The sequence below is a fragment of the Nonomuraea sp. NPDC000554 genome (genome assembly GCF_040300065.1).
Lineage (GTDB): Bacteria > Actinomycetota > Actinomycetes > Streptosporangiales > Streptosporangiaceae > Nonomuraea.
In genome coordinates, this window is record NZ_JBEPDC010000029.1 from 41430 (window position 1) to 56836 (window position 15407).

16 protein-coding genes are annotated in these 15407 nt (G+C 69.8%); 7 read left to right on the top strand and 9 right to left on the bottom strand.

Annotated features, from left to right (window positions below):
- Positions 1-16: 16 nt before the first annotated feature.
- Complete coding sequence (locus ABT294_RS39630; protein WP_350811589.1) at positions 17-388, bottom strand: hypothetical protein; 372 nt, start codon at positions 386-388, stop codon at positions 17-19.
- A 397-nt stretch (positions 389-785) separates the two neighbouring features.
- Between ABT294_RS39630 and ABT294_RS39635 the strand changes: the two genes are divergently transcribed.
- Complete coding sequence (locus ABT294_RS39635; protein WP_350811590.1) at positions 786-1688, top strand: SMP-30/gluconolactonase/LRE family protein; 903 nt, start codon at positions 786-788, stop codon at positions 1686-1688.
- A 4-nt stretch (positions 1689-1692) separates the two neighbouring features.
- Here ABT294_RS39635 and ABT294_RS39640 read toward each other — a convergent pair whose 3' ends face one another.
- From ABT294_RS39640 to ABT294_RS39665, 6 genes are all read right to left on the bottom strand, one after another.
- The gene (locus ABT294_RS39640) at positions 1693-2202 is read right to left on the bottom strand and encodes a DinB family protein (protein WP_350811591.1); all 510 of its coding nucleotides are present in this window, start codon (positions 2200-2202) and stop codon (positions 1693-1695) included.
- A gap of 369 nt (positions 2203-2571) precedes the next feature.
- Entirely contained in the window at positions 2572-2703 is a 132-nt protein-coding gene (locus tag ABT294_RS39645; protein ID WP_350811592.1) for a hypothetical protein, read from the bottom strand.
- A gap of 15 nt (positions 2704-2718) precedes the next feature.
- A complete protein-coding gene (locus tag ABT294_RS39650) occupies positions 2719-3954 on the bottom strand; it encodes an MFS transporter (protein WP_350811593.1) in 1236 nt (411 codons plus the stop codon).
- A 200-nt stretch (positions 3955-4154) separates the two neighbouring features.
- Positions 4155-5156, bottom strand: a complete 1002-nt coding sequence (gene bla / locus ABT294_RS39655; RefSeq protein WP_350811594.1) for a class A beta-lactamase — start codon at positions 5154-5156, stop codon at positions 4155-4157.
- A 424-nt stretch (positions 5157-5580) separates the two neighbouring features.
- Positions 5581-5916 (bottom strand): alpha-amylase inhibitor, encoded by a 336-nt coding sequence (locus ABT294_RS39660; protein ID WP_350811595.1) that lies wholly within the window; start codon positions 5914-5916, stop codon positions 5581-5583.
- 183 nt (positions 5917-6099) lie between these two features.
- Positions 6100-6999, bottom strand: coding sequence for a LysR family transcriptional regulator (locus ABT294_RS39665; RefSeq protein ID WP_350811596.1), 900 nt, complete (start codon positions 6997-6999; stop codon positions 6100-6102).
- 85 nt (positions 7000-7084) lie between these two features.
- Between ABT294_RS39665 and ABT294_RS39670 the strand changes: the two genes are divergently transcribed.
- Both ABT294_RS39670 and ABT294_RS39675 read left to right on the top strand, forming a co-directional pair.
- Positions 7085-8272 carry a serine hydrolase domain-containing protein gene (locus tag ABT294_RS39670; RefSeq protein WP_350811597.1) on the top strand — a complete coding sequence of 396 codons (1188 nt, stop codon included), beginning with the start codon at positions 7085-7087 and terminating at the stop codon, positions 8270-8272.
- Positions 8273-8274: 2 nt separating this feature from the next.
- Positions 8275-9702 carry a purine-cytosine permease family protein gene (locus ABT294_RS39675; RefSeq protein WP_350811598.1) on the top strand — a complete coding sequence of 476 codons (1428 nt, stop codon included), beginning with the start codon at positions 8275-8277 and terminating at the stop codon, positions 9700-9702.
- 9 nt (positions 9703-9711) lie between these two features.
- On the opposite strand, the gene ABT294_RS39680 is transcribed toward ABT294_RS39675, so the two are convergent.
- Positions 9712-10134 carry a hypothetical protein gene (locus tag ABT294_RS39680; RefSeq protein WP_350811599.1) on the bottom strand — a complete coding sequence of 141 codons (423 nt, stop codon included), beginning with the start codon at positions 10132-10134 and terminating at the stop codon, positions 9712-9714.
- Between the two features lie 285 nt (positions 10135-10419).
- Here ABT294_RS39680 and ABT294_RS39685 point away from each other — a divergent pair, with 285 nt between their 5' ends.
- Positions 10420-11070: a hypothetical protein gene (locus ABT294_RS39685; RefSeq protein ID WP_350811600.1), complete on the top strand. Its 651-nt coding sequence runs from the start codon at positions 10420-10422 to the stop codon at positions 11068-11070.
- A 5-nt stretch (positions 11071-11075) separates the two neighbouring features.
- Here the strand turns inward: ABT294_RS39685 and ABT294_RS39690 are convergent, their stop codons facing one another.
- Positions 11076-11402 (bottom strand): cupin domain-containing protein, encoded by a 327-nt coding sequence (locus ABT294_RS39690; RefSeq protein WP_350811601.1) that lies wholly within the window; start codon positions 11400-11402, stop codon positions 11076-11078.
- 71 nt (positions 11403-11473) lie between these two features.
- On the opposite strand from ABT294_RS39690, the gene ABT294_RS39695 reads away from it, so the two are divergent.
- The 3 genes from ABT294_RS39695 to ABT294_RS39705 all read left to right on the top strand — a co-directional run bounded on the left by ABT294_RS39695 (position 11474) and on the right by ABT294_RS39705 (position 15399).
- Complete coding sequence (locus ABT294_RS39695) at positions 11474-12514, top strand: helix-turn-helix domain-containing protein (RefSeq protein WP_350811602.1); 1041 nt, start codon at positions 11474-11476, stop codon at positions 12512-12514.
- Between the two features lie 154 nt (positions 12515-12668).
- A complete protein-coding gene (locus ABT294_RS39700) occupies positions 12669-14675 on the top strand; it encodes a GTP-binding protein (protein ID WP_350811603.1) in 2007 nt (668 codons plus the stop codon).
- Positions 14676-14808: 133 nt separating this feature from the next.
- A complete protein-coding gene (locus tag ABT294_RS39705; protein WP_350811604.1) occupies positions 14809-15399 on the top strand; it encodes a TetR/AcrR family transcriptional regulator in 591 nt (196 codons plus the stop codon).
- Positions 15400-15407 lie beyond the last annotated feature (8 nt).

Here is a 15407-nt window from a genome sequence, read left to right on the forward strand (position 1 = left end):
TACCGGGCCGAGCTCGTCAGCACTCCCGCAGGCCAGGCGCGGGGTCCACCGTGGTGTTGACGTCCACGGCGGGCACGTTGCCCCACTGGCCGTTGTCGAGCTTGGTCCAGTACCAGATGTCGTTGCCGCCGCTGTGGGGGTCGCCGTGGCCCCAGCACTGGAACCAGCTGAAGGTCGTGTTCAACGTCCCTCTGATCATGGAGCCGTAGGACCGGTGCTCGTAGCCCCTGGCCCCGGCCCTGTTCCCGCAGTAGAGCCGCGCGTCCGACCGGACGCCGCACTCGGCGGCCCGAGCGGCGGTCGCGGACGACGCGGACGCGGTGGTCAGTGCGGCGCCGAACACGGCGGCGCTGGTCAGAACGATCGTGGTGGCTTTGACGAGCGACATGCGCATACTCCTGCGGTACGGAAAGGCGGCGGGTGGAAGCCCCCGCCGGACAGGCGGGCACCCGTCCAATCGCAGAATGTACGTGATCAACTACTCGTTGTGACGCCTCTGAGAGTAAGGCGGAGGGTAAGACTGCCGCTCCTCAGGCGTCGGGCGCCGCTCACGCCTGAGGCGTCCCGGGTGAGGGCGGAGGGGGCGTCGAGCCGTCGTTCTTCCCGGCTCGCGGCGAGGAGCTCGCCGCGCTGTCACCGGCGTCGACTTCCGGGCCTCGCTCTCCTACACCGTCACCGATCTGCGGATTCTCACCGGCTGACAGGTGTCGATCCGGACGCGGCCCGTTCGTGTAGAGGGTGACAGACCGACGGCAGCGCCGGTGGATCCGAGGAAGGGACGTCGCATGCCCGCACCGCGAACCCTGATGACCGGCCTGCTGGTCGGTGAGTCGCCCCGTTGGCACGAGGACCGGCTGTGGTTCTGCCACTGGGGCGCGGACGAGATCGTCGCGGTCGATCTCGACGGCCGGAGCGAGGTCGTCGTCCACGCCCCGGAGGTCGGCCCGCACTCCATCGACTGGCTGCCCGACGGGCGCCTGCTGATCGTCCCGAAGCACCCGGAGCGCGCGGGACGGCTCCTGCGCAGGGAGCCGGACGGCTCGCTGGTCCCCCACGCCGACCTGAGCGGCCTGCCCAGCGGCTGCAACGAGATCGTCGTCGACGGTCGCGGCAACATCTACGTCAACGGCGCCGACTTCGACTTTCTGGCCTTCCTGGAGCGCGTCCAGAGTGAAGGCGAGGAGGCGCAGCGGGTGCCCTGGCGGGAACGACCGGATTTCGTCCCCGGATTCATCGCGCTGATCACCCCTGACGGGTCGGTGCGCCAGGTGGCCGACGGCATCGAGTTCCCCAACGGCATGGCCGTCACGCCCGACAACTCGACGCTGATCATCTCCGAGTCGTTCGCGGGCAGGCTCACGGCGTTCGACATCGCCGCCGAGGGCGGACTGTCGAACCGCCGGATCTGGGCCGACGGCCTCGGCCCCGACGGCATCTGCGTCGACGCCGAAGGCGCCGTGTGGACCTCGTCGGGAGGCCGGGAGTGCGTGCGGGTCCGCGAGGGCGGCGAGGTGTCGCAGCGGATCGAGCTCGACCGGGGGCCGTTCGCGTGCATGCTGGGCGGCCCGGACGGCAGGACGCTGTTCGTCCTGGCGGCGCGGTGGAATCCGGCGGACCCGTTCAGCGGCCCCCGGACCGGCCAGGTGCAGATCGTCCCCGCGCCCTCGCCAGGCGTCGGATGGCCCTAGCCGGTCAGTAGTACCCCTTCTCGCCGTCGACGAGCTCCCGGACGATGTCCGCGTGGCCGGCGTGCCGGGCCGTCTCCTCGATCATGTGGATCAGCATCCACCGCAGGGACCCGGCCGCGGACCGGAAGTCGGGGTGCTTGCCCACGTCGTCCAGCGAATGGGCGGCGACGATCTCGTTCGACACCGCGCACTGCCGGTCGTACTCCTCCAGGAGCTGGGCGAGCGGGACGCCCTCGACCATCATGTCGGCGTCCTCCTCGCCCTCGAACTGCGGCCCCGTGGCCGGGCGGCCGAGGAAGAGCACCTCGAACCAGCAGTGCTCGACCCAGCGCATGTGGGAGACGAGGCCCGCCATCGTCATCAGCGGCGAGGCAGGCAGGACGGCCCGGTGCGCGTCGGCGTCGGACAGCCCTTCGCACTTCCAGCGGATGATCGAGCGCTGCATGTCGAGCCAGCCGACAAGCTGGGTCCGCTCGTCGGCGGTGAAATCGGGGCGTTCGCGAGGAGGGGTCATGGCCGCCGACGCTACCTCAGCGGCCCTCCGGCACGCAGGTGGTTTTTCGCCGGGCGAGAGCGCGGGATCGACCACCGGCACAGTCGGCCGGCCACCCACTATCGTCAACCTATGGCTGACGCATGCCGCTGATTGCCCGTGTACAAACTGATCGTCAGGTTGATGTGGGAGGTGCGGATCGCGCGAGTCGTCCCATGAGGATGACCATCGCCCACAGGACCATGGCCTCGTGATGTTCGGATAACCGCTCGTAGTCCCGCACGCATCGCCTGCGCTGACAGATCCACGACAGCGTCCTCTCTACCACCCACCTGCGAGGCACGACGACGAATCCGCTGACGTCGTCCCTGCGCCTGACGATCTCCAAGGTCAGCCGGAGGTCTCGGCGGCCCGCAGCGACTGCGAATCGATGATCCCAGCGCTGGGCTCCGGCTCGCGTCCCTCGGCCAGGCGAACACCCCGTCCGGGCGGGCGGTTGAGCCGCTGGTCCCGCTGGGCCATGAACGAGATCTCGGATCATGACAAACCTAGCTGATGCGCCACCGTCCGGGCGGAGCACCGCCCAGCCGCCTCCATGACCTCGCGCGCGTCGCGTTCGAACGACCCCCTCGCCTTGAGCGCCAGGAGCCCGCCAGCGACCATCGGGAGCACCAGGATGTACATCCCGGCGAGCAGCGACCCGAGCTGGTCCGAGGCGATGCCGACGACCAGGGAGCCGAAGGCGCCACCGGCCGTGATCAGCAGTTGCAGGACGGCGAAGCCGAGGCCGCGTGAGGCGGCCGGGACCAATGAGCCTGCCGTGATGCCGCCGCCGGCCAGCAGGCGGCCGCCCTTGCGGGTGTCGTGCCACTTCCTGCCGAGCCACGAGCCGACGAGGGTGCCGGTCAGCGTGCCCGCGATCGTGACCAGTCCGCTCAGCGAGCCTGCCGTGCCCGTGCCGACGCCGAAGGCGCGCACCATGAACGTGGGCAGCCAGTAGAAGATCCCGGACAGGCCGAAAGTGAGCAGGGACAGGCCGGCGCAGACGAAGGTCAGGGTGGGGATGGCGAGGACCTGCCGGAACTGCCGCCAGAACGGCGGCTTGGCCAGGAACGCGGCGGAGAGCGGGAACGCGTCGCCGGCCGCCACCAGGTGGTCGAGCTCGCCGCGGCGCGGCTCGCGCAGCAGCCAGACGAGTACTGCCGTGAGCACGCCCGGCACGACCATGAGGAGGAACGCCGTACGCCACGAGAACACCTCCGCCAGCACCCCGCCTAGCAGCGTCCCGACACCTCCGAGATGCATGGTGAGGCGCGTGAGCCCGTACGCCTTGGCCCGGCTGACCCGCGGGTAGTAGTCGGCGAGCAGGCTGCCGGAGGCGGGGTTGTCGATGTTCTCGGCCGCGGCCAGCAGCACACGCATCAGGTAGAACGTCAGGCAACCCGTGGCCAGGCCGGAGCCCAGCGTGGCGACCGCCCAGACGAGCACGACCACCGCGATGATCCGGGTACGGCTGAACCGGTCCGCCAGATAGCCGGCGGGCAGGGTCACGACTGCCGCGGCCAGGGCGGCTGCCGTCGCGATCGAGCCGGCGGCGGTGTCGCTGAAGCCCCATTCGCGCTGAACGGCCGGAAGCACGCCGATGAGCAGGTTGTACTCGATCCGATCGACGAAGCCGACGATGAACAGGACTACCAGCGGCGCCCAGCCGAAGGGCGCGCGTGAACGCGTGTCGATGGTGCCGGTGCGCGGCGAGCCCAACGTTCGGAGCATGCCCACCCTTTCTGCGGGAGATTCTGGAGTTCGCCGGGCTGATCGCTGCGTGCGCGGCCGCCGTCAGGGACGGCTGCCGGCGGCCGTGGCACGCTGATCCAGATCGTGGCGCCGGTCTACGTCAGGATCTGAACGCCCGAGCGGTCGTCTGGACTGTCGCGGGCAGTGGTGGTGCCGCCGCGTCACCACCCGATGGCCGGTCACAACCTGCCGAGGGCCTTGGCCAGCGCGGTCGCGGTGGAGGCGATCACCTTGTCATCGTGCGGCGTGTTGTTGACGTTGCGGTTGGTGAGCACCGACAGGATGATCGGTGCCTTCGATCCGGGCGTCCAGACGATCGCCACGTCGTTGGCGGTGCCATAGTTGCTCCCGCCGCCGGTGCCGGTCTTGTCGCCGACCGTCCAGTCCTTGGGGAGTCCCGCCTTGATCCGGTTGGCACCGGTGAGGCTGCCCTTCAGCCATCCGACCAGCCGCGCTCGGTCGCGGGCGTCGAGGGTCGTGCCGGTGGTGAGCTTGCTGAAGGTCTGCGCAGCCGCCGCGGGGGTGGTGGTGTCGCGTTCGTCACCGGGCTTCCACTCGGTCAGCGTGGGCTCCGTGCGGTCCAAGCGACTCGTCCGATCACCGATGGCGCGGAAGAACTCGGTCAGCCCGCGCGGCCCGCCGATCTGCTTCAGCAGCGTGTTGCCCGCGAAGCCGTCGGATTTGGTGATCCCGGCGCGGCACAGCTGTGCGGGTGTCATCCCGGTGTCGGTGTATTCGGTGGTCTCCGGGGAGTTCGCGGTCAGCTCGGCCATCTCGGCAGGCTCCCAGCGCACCACCCTGTCCATCAGCCCGGAGTCGCTGGTGCGCGCTTTGTGTAGCACTGCCGAGCACGCGAACACCTTGAACATGGAGTTGAACGGGAAGCGCTCGTCGGCCCGGTAACCGACCGTTTTGCCGGTTCCCAGGTCGATGCCCACCGCGCCGATACGCCCGTTGTAGGACTTCTCGAGTTCCTTCAGCGTCTTGTTCAAGTCCGAGCCGAAAGGGGCACTGCTTTCCGTCCGGGCCGCAACGCCGGCGGCGCCCGCCGGTGAGGCGAGGCCGCCCAGCAGAGCGGAGGCGGTCAAGGTCGCGACCCCAAGGTGGAGTCGGAGATGTCGTGTCATGCGGACGAGAAGATCAGCAACTGTCCGGTGATGTCCAATATTGAGATGAATCACTCCTTCATATCGGTACGGATATCGATCGCCGTCACAAGCGGTGGCACCCCGCGCCGAGGACCAAGCGGACAGCCTTGCGAGCCATATTGATCACTATCAGGTGGGTGGTAGAGAGGACGCTGTCGTGGATCTGTCAGCGCAGGCGATGCGTGCGGGACCACGAGCGGTTATCCGAACATCACGAGGCCATGGTGCACTGTGACGAGCGCCGACGCCGACCTCGCCATCCGCGGGGCGCCCCGCGGATGGCGGCCGGCCAGGGGGACGCGCTCTTGCCGTCCCCCGTATGACCGGCCCGGACGACCCGTACTTCGGCCTGCCGTTGTGGCTGCGGCGCGTGTGCCCGCGGCGGTTCCTCTTTCAGCCCGCTGTCGCCACTGGCCGTTCTGCTGTTGCTCAGGTCCGTACCGGCGCTAGGTCCACTTCAGCACAGGCCTGCGCCGTCGAACCGGCGCGGCCACCTGGCGACCGTGTGCCCGATGCTCCCGCCGTTCTCCACGCGCCTGCAGGAGCCGTCGCCGCCGTTCGCCCAGACGATCTTGAGGTTGAGCGCATGGCCGCAGTTGTTCCGAGCCCAGCCCGTCTTGGTCACGTTGCCCTTCGTCTCCCAGACCTGGACGCAGGACGGGGCGTTTCCGAGGGCATGGGCGATCGTCTGCGTGTCGGCGTTCGCCTGGGTGGGAGCGGTGGCCAGCAGACCCGCCGAAGCGGCGCCCGCGACGGTCAGTGCGGCGAGCGACTTGCGGATGAAGGTGGTCATTGTCGTCTTCCTCTCCTGTCGGTGTGACCGATGAGAGGAAGGTAGGCCGGGCCGCGTTGAGGATCCGTTGAGGTTGCGTGTAACCGCCACCGCGCTGAGCACGGGTGACGACTCCAGGCCGCCGCACGAAGCGGCCCTGTCATCTGCGGTGTGGAGGAAGCCGAGGAGTGTCCAGCCGGTGTGCTAACCGACCGCGTGAGCCGCCTCGCGCACCTCGGTGTCGGCGAAAGCGGCCAGTCGCGCGGCGAGTTCCGACAGCGCGGTCGCGGCGTAGTGGTCCGGGTCCCAGCAGGCATGAATGGTCAGCAGAACCTTCTGGGCACGATGGTCGGTGACGAAGATCGGACGGGCTCCGAACCGCTCGAGGTTGGTGACGATGGAGACGCCGCGTCCGGCCGCGGCGAGGGCTTGGCTCAGCGGCGGCCAGGCGATTTGCTCGTACCTCTCGTAGTGCAGCTGTTCCCGGGCGACCGCTTCGTCCAGCACGAGGCGGGTCGGGTCAGTGGCCGGCGGGATGAGAAGCGGCGCATGCACCAGTTCCTCCAGCGGCACTGTCCGCCGCTGAGCCCATGGGTGATCAGGTGCGACGTAGGCGCGCAGCGGCACACTGGTCAGACGAGTCCAGACCAGCTGACCGGTCGGGGGCGCTGTCGCGGCCACGCCGAAATCGTGACCGGCCAGCACCGCTTCGTGAACGGCATCGGGGGCGACCGAGTCAACGGAGACGAACGGGTCGCTCGAGGAAAGTGTGGCCACGAACGGCGCCAGGACGTACTCGATCGTGGTCGGCGCCGCGGCGACCGCCACACGGGTCAACAGCCCGCACGCCATCTGTTGCGCGACCATGGTCGCCCGGTCGGCCCGGGTCACGATGTCGGCGGCAACGTCGCGCATCTGACGCCCAGCATGGGTCAACGCAAGGCGCGGCCCGTTTCGCGTGAACAACGCCACGCCGAGATCGCGTTCCAGCCGGTGGAGCTGCCGAGAGATCGCCGGCTGCGCCACATGAAGTCGAGCGGCCGCCGCCGTCACTGTCCCGCACTCGGACACGGCCAGGAAGTAACGCAGGTGACGCAGCTCCATGACGGCGCATTATACCGACTAGGCATGAATACTGCCGAACATTAGGTCTTGGACACAGGAATAGACCGGAGTCACCATCGTCGGCATGAAACGTGACGACCGCCGCCACTCGCCAGAGGCGAACGCGCAGAACTGGGCGACACCGCCCTACCACCGCCAGGGCCTGCGCCGCGTGGAGCAACTCGTGCGCTGCGCCCCCCTGTCGCGCGGTGACGGCCCGGCACGTGAGTTCGGCCTTGCCGACGAGCCGCTGGACTGGAGCGCCCTCGCCCTGCCGCCGGTCGGAGGCGCGGAGATCAGCGGGGACGAGTTCCTGGCGCGTACCCACACGGACGCGCTGTTGGTGATGCGCGGCGAGCAGATCGTGTTCGAGCGCTACCTCGATGACTTCACGCCTGCGACGCGGCACATCGTCATGTCCATCTCCAAGTCCTTTTGCGGGATGCTCGCTGGGTGCCTCGTCGAGGCGGCCCTCATCGACCTGGCCTCGCCCACGTCCCGGTACGTCCCCGAGCTGGCCGGGGGCTCGTTCGGCGGCGCCACCGTGCAGCAGTTGCTGGACATGACCGCGGCGCCGCACTATGACATGGCCTACCTGAACCCGGACGCGGAGGTTCACGCGGGCGATCGCGCCGCAGGGTGGCGGCCCCGCCGGCCGGATGACGTCGCGGGAACCCGCCGGTTCCTGGCAGGGCTGCGCGGTGCCGGCGTGCACGGAGCCGGCTTCCAGTACTGCTCCGGCACCACCGACGTGCTCGCCTGGGTCCTCGAACGCGCCGCGGGCCTGGATTACCGAGAGTTGATGACACGCCACATCTGGTCGCGGATCGGCGCCGAAGCCGACGCCTTCATCACCGTCGACGAGTTCGGCGCTCCCTATGCGTGCGCGGGGATGGGGATGCGGCTTCGGGACCTGGCCCGGTTCGGGCGCCTTGTGCTCGACCGCGGATACCGCGACGGCCAGGCCGTCATCCCAGCTTCCTGGATCGAACACACCCGGCGCGGCGGCCAGTTCGACACCAGCGAGGAACCCGACGCCGCCCGCCACGGCACCTACAAGAACCAGTGGTGGGTCCCGGCTGACGATCACGGCAGCTTCTACGGCGTCGGCATCTTCGGCCAGTACCTTTGGCTCGACCCGGTAGCCGATGTGCTGGTCGCGAAGTTCTCCGCCGAGGACGCACCGGTTCCTGACAACTCGTATGAAATCCGCGCCCTGTCCGCCATCGCCCGCGCCGCCGCGCACCCCGCCATCGTCCCCCAGGAGACCTGACCATGGACCGCGCACCAACGTTGACCGACGCGATCGAGCAACACTCCATCGACTACATCCCTGCCGAGGAACGCCACGGCAAGCCATGGCACCTGTTCACGATCTGGTTCTCCAGCAACGTCCAGATCACCGCCTTCGTGACCGGCGTGCTCGCGGTGACCGTCGGGCTGAACCTGACCTGGGCGATCGCCACCATCCTGATCGGCAACCTCGTCGGCGGCCTGTTCATGGCCTACCACTCCATCCAGGGCCCCCGCCTCGGCGTCCCGCAGATGATCCAGAGCCGAGCCCAGTTCGGGTTCTTCGGCGCCCTGCTACCCGCCGCGATGGTGCTCGCCATGTACCTGGGCTTCGCCATCGAAGGCAATGTGATCACCGGCCAGGCCCTGGCCCACTGGGCGCACATCCCCCTGACCGCCTCGGTGATCATCCAAGTCGGGATCCCCGCGGTCATCGCGATCGTCGGGTACAAGTTCATCCACCTGTCCACCCGGGTCGTCAGCGTCCTGTCCGCGGTCGTGTTCGTGATCCTCACGTTCGCGCTCGGATCCCATCTGCCCGCGCACCTGCCCAGCGGCCCCGCGCCGACATTCAGCGCCATCCTTCTCGCGATCTCGATCTTCGTGTCCTGGCAACTCACCTGGGCGCCGTACGTGTCGGACTACTCCCGCTACATGCCCGAGAACACGCCGTCCCGCACCACGTTCCTGTGGACCTACGCCGGTTCCGCCCTGGGCGCGTCATGGGTGATGATCCTCGGCGCCCTGGCCGCCACCATCAGCGCCCAACAGGTAGGCGACGACGCCATCGGCATGCTGAGCCACCAGGTCCCCGGCCTGAGTTCGGTCATCCTGCTCGCCATCCTCATCGGCATCATCCCCGCCGGCGTGTACGGCTACTACGGCATGTACCTCACCGCGATGAGCGCGATCTCCGCCAAAGGCCACGGCTCCGCGAACGCCCGCGTCCGGACCGTCTTCATCCTCGTCACCTCGGTGCTGGTCACCGCCGGGGCCCTGCTGGCCAAGGGGCACATCCTCACCACCGTCCAGAACGTCACACTGTTCCTGCTGTACCTGCTGGTGCCCTGGACCGCGATCAACCTCACCGACTACTACCTCATCCGCCGCGGTAACTACGACATCGGCGAACTGTTCAAGATTCGCGGCGCCTACGGCCTGGTCAATCGGCCCGCCATCGTCACCTACCTGATCGCCATCGCCCTGCAGATCCCGTTCATCGACACACCGCTGTACACCGGCCCGATGGCGGAGCGCCTCGGCGGCGCCGACATCTCCTGGATCATCGGCCTCGTCGTGGCGACAGTCCTCTACTACGGCTACTCGAGGGTCGGCAGCCGGTCGCAGGTCCAGGGCCGAACCAGCGGCACCCAACAAGCCCCCGCAGGCGCGGAGAACGAAGCCGCCTAGGTTGCGGCGTCATCGAAGCCGGGACACGTGCCGCTCGATCAGGGCGATGTCGGCGCGATCCTTCGGGCGGTCGAGCCGCCGCTTCCACCGGCGGATGTCGTCGAGAGACTCGTACCTGAGGCCGTCGATCGCGTCGGAGCGATCCATCAGCTCGTCGACGGTCCCGCTTTCAGGAAACCAGCCGTTGAAGATCTCGATCTTCCCATCTAGCAGGACGACCCGCTGCACGTGCGCGCCGAACGGCGATGAGGTCGGCGTGCCGAGCGACAGGGCCGTGGACCACGCCTCGTCACGGGCGACCACGTCGAGATCCCCGATGTCGTCCTTGATGCCGTGGGCGAGCAGTGGTCCGCTGCCGGCGATGACGAAGTGGTCCGGCGGGAGGCGCAGGGACAGCAGTTCCTGGACCAGTGGGTGATCTATGGCTTTCATGAGCATCCTCAGGACGGGACGACGGCGCGCAGGTCGGTACCGGGCTTTGCGATCATACGAGTGGTGATCAGCGGGCGGCGCCGTCCGAACGGAATGCGCTCAGACCATGGCTGGGCACGCCGTCCGAACGGAACGCGCTCAGACCATGGCTGGGCACGCCGTCCGAACGGAACGCGCTCAGACCATGGCTGGGCACGCCGTCCGAACGGAACGCGCCGCCATCCGGTAGACGGCCGCGCGGGCCCGGCGTCGGCTGGGGTGCCGTGGTCGCGGTACCGTCCTGGCATGTCCCGATCTGCCGGAGCCGGCCCCTCCCCCGTCACCGCCGACGATCTCGAGCTCGCCGTGCGGCTCGCCGTGGCCGTCCTGCGCGAGGCGCCCCCCACGGCGTGGGACCGCAAGGCCGGTTCGCTGGAGTGGGACTGCTGGGAGACCGTCGAGCACCTCAGCGACGACCTCTTCGCGTACGCCGTCCAGATGGGCCCCCAGACGCCGCCTCTGGACGGCAACGTGCCCTTCGTGTGGGAGAGCCGCCGGCCGGGCGGCCCCGCGAACGCCGTCCACGCGGACCGCGCGGCGGGGCCGTCAGGGCTGTTGCAGGTGCTGGAGGCGAGCGGCGCGCTGCTGGTCGCCATGGTGCGGACGACGCCGTCGCACGTCCGAGCCCACCACGTCCACGGCACGTCGGACCCGGAGGGGTTCGCCGCGATGGGGATCGTGGAGACCCTGGTCCACACGCACGACCTGGCGGAAGGACTCGGCCTCGCCTGGGCGCCGCCGTCCGGGCCGTGCTCGCGAGTGCTCGCCCGGCTGTTCCCGGACGCCCCGCTGGACACCGACCCCTGGCCCACCCTGCTGTGGGCCACCGGACGCGGCGAGCTGCCCGGACGTCCTCGTCTCACCGCCTGGCGCTGGTACGGCGCCCCCAGGCCGTAGACCTCTCAGCCGGCCAGCACCGTGATCCCGAGCATGCGCGCGCCCGTCTCGGTGCGGGGCCGGTGACGGCTTCCCGGGGCGAAGACCACGTACGTGCCGGGCCCGTGGCGTTCCTCGCCTTCGATCACCTCCCCGCTCAGCACGTAGTACCGCTCCTCGGTGGCGTGCACGTCCACCTCGGGCCATTCGGTTCCGGCGGCGAAGTCGATCAGCCAGCCGCGGGCGTGCTCGGTCGCGGGAAGCCTGCGGCGGACGATCCCCGGGACCACCTCGACCGGCGCGACCTCCTCGACCTGGACGACGGTCTTCAACGTGTTCGCGATGTCACTCATGCACCCAATGTGGCTCGTGGACGCCCGCCTGGACGAGAGTCCCGAATGACATCCCCAGGTACATTTCTGCCATGACTCGCCATAGGGTGGTGGCACTGCTCAACGAGCCGCAGTCCCCCTTCGAACTCGCCTGCGCCGCCGAGGTCTTCGGCACCGTCCGGCCGGAACTGCCCGTCGACTACGACTTCGAGGTGTGCGCCGAGCAGCCCGGCCCGCTGCGGACCACGACCGGCTACGCGATGCTGGTCGAGGCCGACCTGACCGCCCTGCGGCGGGCGGACACGGTGGTCGTCCCCGGGTGGCAGCCGCCCGGCGACCCCGTACCGGGAACGGTTCTGGAGGAGCTGCGGGCCGCGCATCGGCGTGGGGCGCGGGTGGTGGCGATCTGCACGGGCGCCTTCGTGCTGGCCCAGGCCGGACTGCTCGACGGGCGCCGCGCGACCACCCACTGGCGCCGGACGGCCCAGCTCGCCGCCGCCTTCCCCCAGGTGCAGGTCGACGCGGACGTCCTGTACGTGGACCACGGCGACGTGGCCACCAGCGCGGGCACCGGCGCCGGCATCGACCTGTGCCTGCACCTCGTCCGGCATGATCACGGAGCCGCGTACGCCGCCCAGGTCGCCCGCAGCATGGTGCTGCCGCCGCACCGGGAGGGCAGCCAGCTCCAGTACGCCGCCCCGCCCACACCCGCCGACGCGGACGAGTCGCTGGCCCCGCTGCTGCAGTGGGCCGTGTCGCGGTTGGACGCGGATCTCACGGTCGCCCGGCTGGCCGAGCGGGCCGGGCTGTCGAACCGTACCCTCGCCCGCCGGTTCGCCCAGCAGCTCGGCACCAGCCCCGGGCAGTGGCTGCTCGGCCAGCGCGTCAACGCCGCGCGCTCGCTCCTGGAGCAGACCAGCCTGCCGGTGGAGGCGATCGCCGCGCGCGTCGGCCTCTCCTCGGCGGTCAACCTCCGGCGGCGCTTCCGTACCGCCGTCGGCACCACGCCGGGCGCCTACCGGCGCGTCTTCGGCCGCGATCAGGACCCGCAGGCCGGAGGCGTTGCGGGCGTGATTGACGGCGTGCAAGGCGTCGGCGAACCAGCGGGCAGATATGTGACACACATCACTTAGGCGAAGAATCGCCGCGCAGCAAATCGGTTGCCTCCGAGGTGGCCGTCTGCTGCACTACCCGACGACAGCCGATCGATCAAGGAGGCGGAAATGCGCGAAGCGTTCATGTCCACCCAGCACACACCTTCCGCCTATCCAGAGGACATGACGCTCAGTGCGCACGCTGAATTTGGGGATCCTGGCCCATGTAGACGCGGGTAAGACCAGCCTGACCGAGCGGCTGCTCTTCACCGCCGGTGTCATCGACGAGATCGGCAGCGTCGATGACGGCAGCACCCAGACCGACTCCCTGGCGCTGGAACGCCGGCGCGGCATCACGATCAAGTCCGCCGTCGTGTCGTTCGTCATCGGCGACGTCACCGTCAACCTGATCGACACGCCCGGCCACCCGGACTTCATCGCCGAGGTGGAACGGGTGCTGAGCGTGCTCGACGGCGCCGTGCTGGTCGTCTCCGCCGTCGAGGGCGTGCAGGCGCAGACCCGGGTGCTGATGCGGACGCTGCAACGGCTGCGCATCCCCACCCTCGTCTTCGTGAACAAGATCGACCGCAGTGGCGCGCAGGACGAGCGCACGCTGCGCGGCATCGCGGAGAAGCTGACACCGTCGATCGTCTCGATGGGGTCGGCGCGCGACCTCGGCACGCGCGACGCCGCTTTCACCCCTTACCCGGCGGACGACACCGCCTTCACGGCCAGGCTGGCCGAGCTGCTGGCCGAGCGGGACGACGCGCTGCTGGCCGCGTACGTCGAGGACGAGACCGCGCTCCCGTACGACCGGCTCCGCGCCGCGCTGGCGGCGCAGACCAGGCGGGCGCTGGTGCATCCGGTGTTCTTCGGATCGGCCATCACCAGCGCGGGCGTGGACGCCCTGATCGCCGGCGTCCGGGAGCTGCTGCCCGCGGACGAGGGCGATGCCGACGGCCCCGTCTCGGGCACCGTCTTCAAGGTCGAACGCGGCCCGGCCGGGGAGAAGGTGGCGTACGTCCGGATGTTCTCCGGGACGGTTCGGACACGCGACCGGCTGCGGTTCCGCCAGGACGGCGCGGAGAAGGTCACCGCGATCAGCGTCTTCGACCGCGGCTCAGCGGTCCGGAGCGCGTCGGTCGGCGCGGGGCGGATCGGCAAGCTCTGGGGGCTCGGCGACGTCCGGATCGGCGACCCGATCGGCCTGCCGGGGACGGCGGCCTCGCAGCGGCATTTCGCTCCGCCGACGCTCGAAACGGTCGTCGTCCCCTGCCGTCCCGCCGACAGGGGCGCGCTGCACGCCGCGCTCACCCAGCTCGCCGAGCAGGACCCGCTGATCAACCTGCGGCAGGACGACGTCCGGCAGGAGATCTCCGTCTCGCTCTACGGCGAGGTCCAGAAGGAGGTCATCCAGGCGACGCTGGCCGACGAGTACGGCATCGACGTGACCTTTCGCGAGACGACGACCATCTGCGTCGAACGGCCGGCAGGCACCGGCGCGGCGGCCGAGATCATGGGCAAGGACGCCAACCCGTTTCTCGCGACGGTCGGGCTCCGCGTCGAGCCCGCTCCGATCGGCGCGGGCGTCGCGTTCCGGCTGGAGGTGGAGCTCGGCTCGATGCCGTTCTCGTTCGTCAAGGTGGTCGAAGAGACCGTGCACGAGACGCTGCGCCAGGGGCTCCACGGCTGGCAGGTCATCGACTGCACGGTCACCATGACGCATTCCGGCTACGCGCCCCGGCAGAGCCACGCGCACGCCACCTTCGACAAGAGCATGTCGAGCACCGGCGCGGACTTCCGCAACCTCACGCCGCTGGTGGTGATGAGCGCGCTGCGGCGGGCGGGCACCACGGTGTGCGAGCCCATGCACCGCTTCCATCTCGACATCCCCGCCGACACGTTCGGGGCGGTGCTGCCCCTGCTGACGAGGCTGCGCGCCGTTCCCCGGGCGCCGGTTCCGCGGGGGACGTCGTGCCTGCTGGAGGGGGACATTCCCGCCGCCTCGGTGCACGAGCTGGAGATCCGGCTGCCGGGGTTGACGCGGGGAGAGGGTGTGCTGGACTGCGTCTTCGACCACTACCAGCCGGTACGCGGCTCGATCCCGGCCCGGCCCCGGTCGGGCCCCGACCCGCTCGACCGCGACGCGTACCTGCTGCGGGTGATGCGCCGCGTCACCCGGCGCACCGAGGACGCGTGACCGTCACGGGTACGCGATCACGTTCACTGAGTGGCCCCGCGAAGGGGTGCCCGGGGGCGCGAGAGCGCCCTTTTGATAGTACGACTGTGTTGCCAAGGAGCTCCATGCTAGCACGCTTGCGTTAACATGAACCATGCCCAAGCTCATCGACCACGGCCGGCGTCGTGCAGAACTCGCGGAGGCGGCCTGGCGCGTCATCCTGCGCGACGGCGTCGGCCACGTGTCGGTGCGCGCCGTCGCGGCCGAGGCGGGCCTGTCCACCGGCTCGCTGCGTCACGTGTTCAAGACCCAGTCCGAGCTGCTGGTCTTCGCCCTGGAGCTGGTGCTCGACCGGGTGCGCGCCCGGGTCGCGGCGCTCCCACCGCGGCCGGCCATCCGGGCCACCGTCGAGGCCGTGGCCCGCGAGATGCTGCCGCTCGACGCCGACCGTCGCACCGAGATGGAGATCTTCACGGCCCTGTTCACCGCCGCGAACGCGGCGGAGTGCCTGAAGCGGCCACGAGCCCAGGCCCACGACGCCCTGCGCGACGCCTGCCGCTGGATGATCGGCCAGCTCGACCAGGGCGCCGTCCTCGCGCCGGGGCTCGACGTCGAGCTCGAGGCCCGTCGCCTGCACGCCCTCCTGGACGGGCTGGCCGCCCATCTCCTCTACGAACCGCCGTCAGCGGAGACCGGCTGGGCGACACGGGTGCTGTCGGCGCACCTCGACTCGCTCGAGAAGTAGCCGACGCG

What these genes read in the sequence shown, in the direction of transcription:
- ABT294_RS39645 (WP_350811592.1), bottom strand. Translation starts at nt 2,703, where the DNA reads ATGGCCCAGCGGGACCAGCGGCTCAACCGCCCGCCCGGACGGGGTGTT.
- ABT294_RS39650 (WP_350811593.1), bottom strand. Translation starts at nt 3,954, where the DNA reads ATGCTCCGAACGTTGGGCTCGCCGCGCACCGGCACCATCGACACGCGT.
- ABT294_RS39675 (WP_350811598.1), top strand. Translation starts at nt 8,275, where the DNA reads ATGGACCGCGCACCAACGTTGACCGACGCGATCGAGCAACACTCCATC.
- ABT294_RS39705 (WP_350811604.1), top strand. Translation starts at nt 14,809, where the DNA reads ATGCCCAAGCTCATCGACCACGGCCGGCGTCGTGCAGAACTCGCGGAG.
- ABT294_RS39680 (WP_350811599.1), bottom strand. Translation starts at nt 10,134, where the DNA reads ATGAAAGCCATAGATCACCCACTGGTCCAGGAACTGCTGTCCCTGCGC.
- ABT294_RS39660 (WP_350811595.1), bottom strand. Translation starts at nt 5,916, where the DNA reads ATGACCACCTTCATCCGCAAGTCGCTCGCCGCACTGACCGTCGCGGGC.
- ABT294_RS39670 (WP_350811597.1), top strand. Translation starts at nt 7,085, where the DNA reads ATGAAACGTGACGACCGCCGCCACTCGCCAGAGGCGAACGCGCAGAAC.
- ABT294_RS39690 (WP_350811601.1), bottom strand. Translation starts at nt 11,402, where the DNA reads ATGAGTGACATCGCGAACACGTTGAAGACCGTCGTCCAGGTCGAGGAG.
- ABT294_RS39630 (WP_350811589.1), bottom strand. Translation starts at nt 388, where the DNA reads ATGTCGCTCGTCAAAGCCACCACGATCGTTCTGACCAGCGCCGCCGTG.
- ABT294_RS39665 (WP_350811596.1), bottom strand. Translation starts at nt 6,999, where the DNA reads ATGGAGCTGCGTCACCTGCGTTACTTCCTGGCCGTGTCCGAGTGCGGG.
- ABT294_RS39685 (WP_350811600.1), top strand. Translation starts at nt 10,420, where the DNA reads ATGTCCCGATCTGCCGGAGCCGGCCCCTCCCCCGTCACCGCCGACGAT.
- ABT294_RS39695 (WP_350811602.1), top strand. Translation starts at nt 11,474, where the DNA reads ATGACTCGCCATAGGGTGGTGGCACTGCTCAACGAGCCGCAGTCCCCC.
- ABT294_RS39640 (WP_350811591.1), bottom strand. Translation starts at nt 2,202, where the DNA reads ATGACCCCTCCTCGCGAACGCCCCGATTTCACCGCCGACGAGCGGACC.
- ABT294_RS39635 (WP_350811590.1), top strand. Translation starts at nt 786, where the DNA reads ATGCCCGCACCGCGAACCCTGATGACCGGCCTGCTGGTCGGTGAGTCG.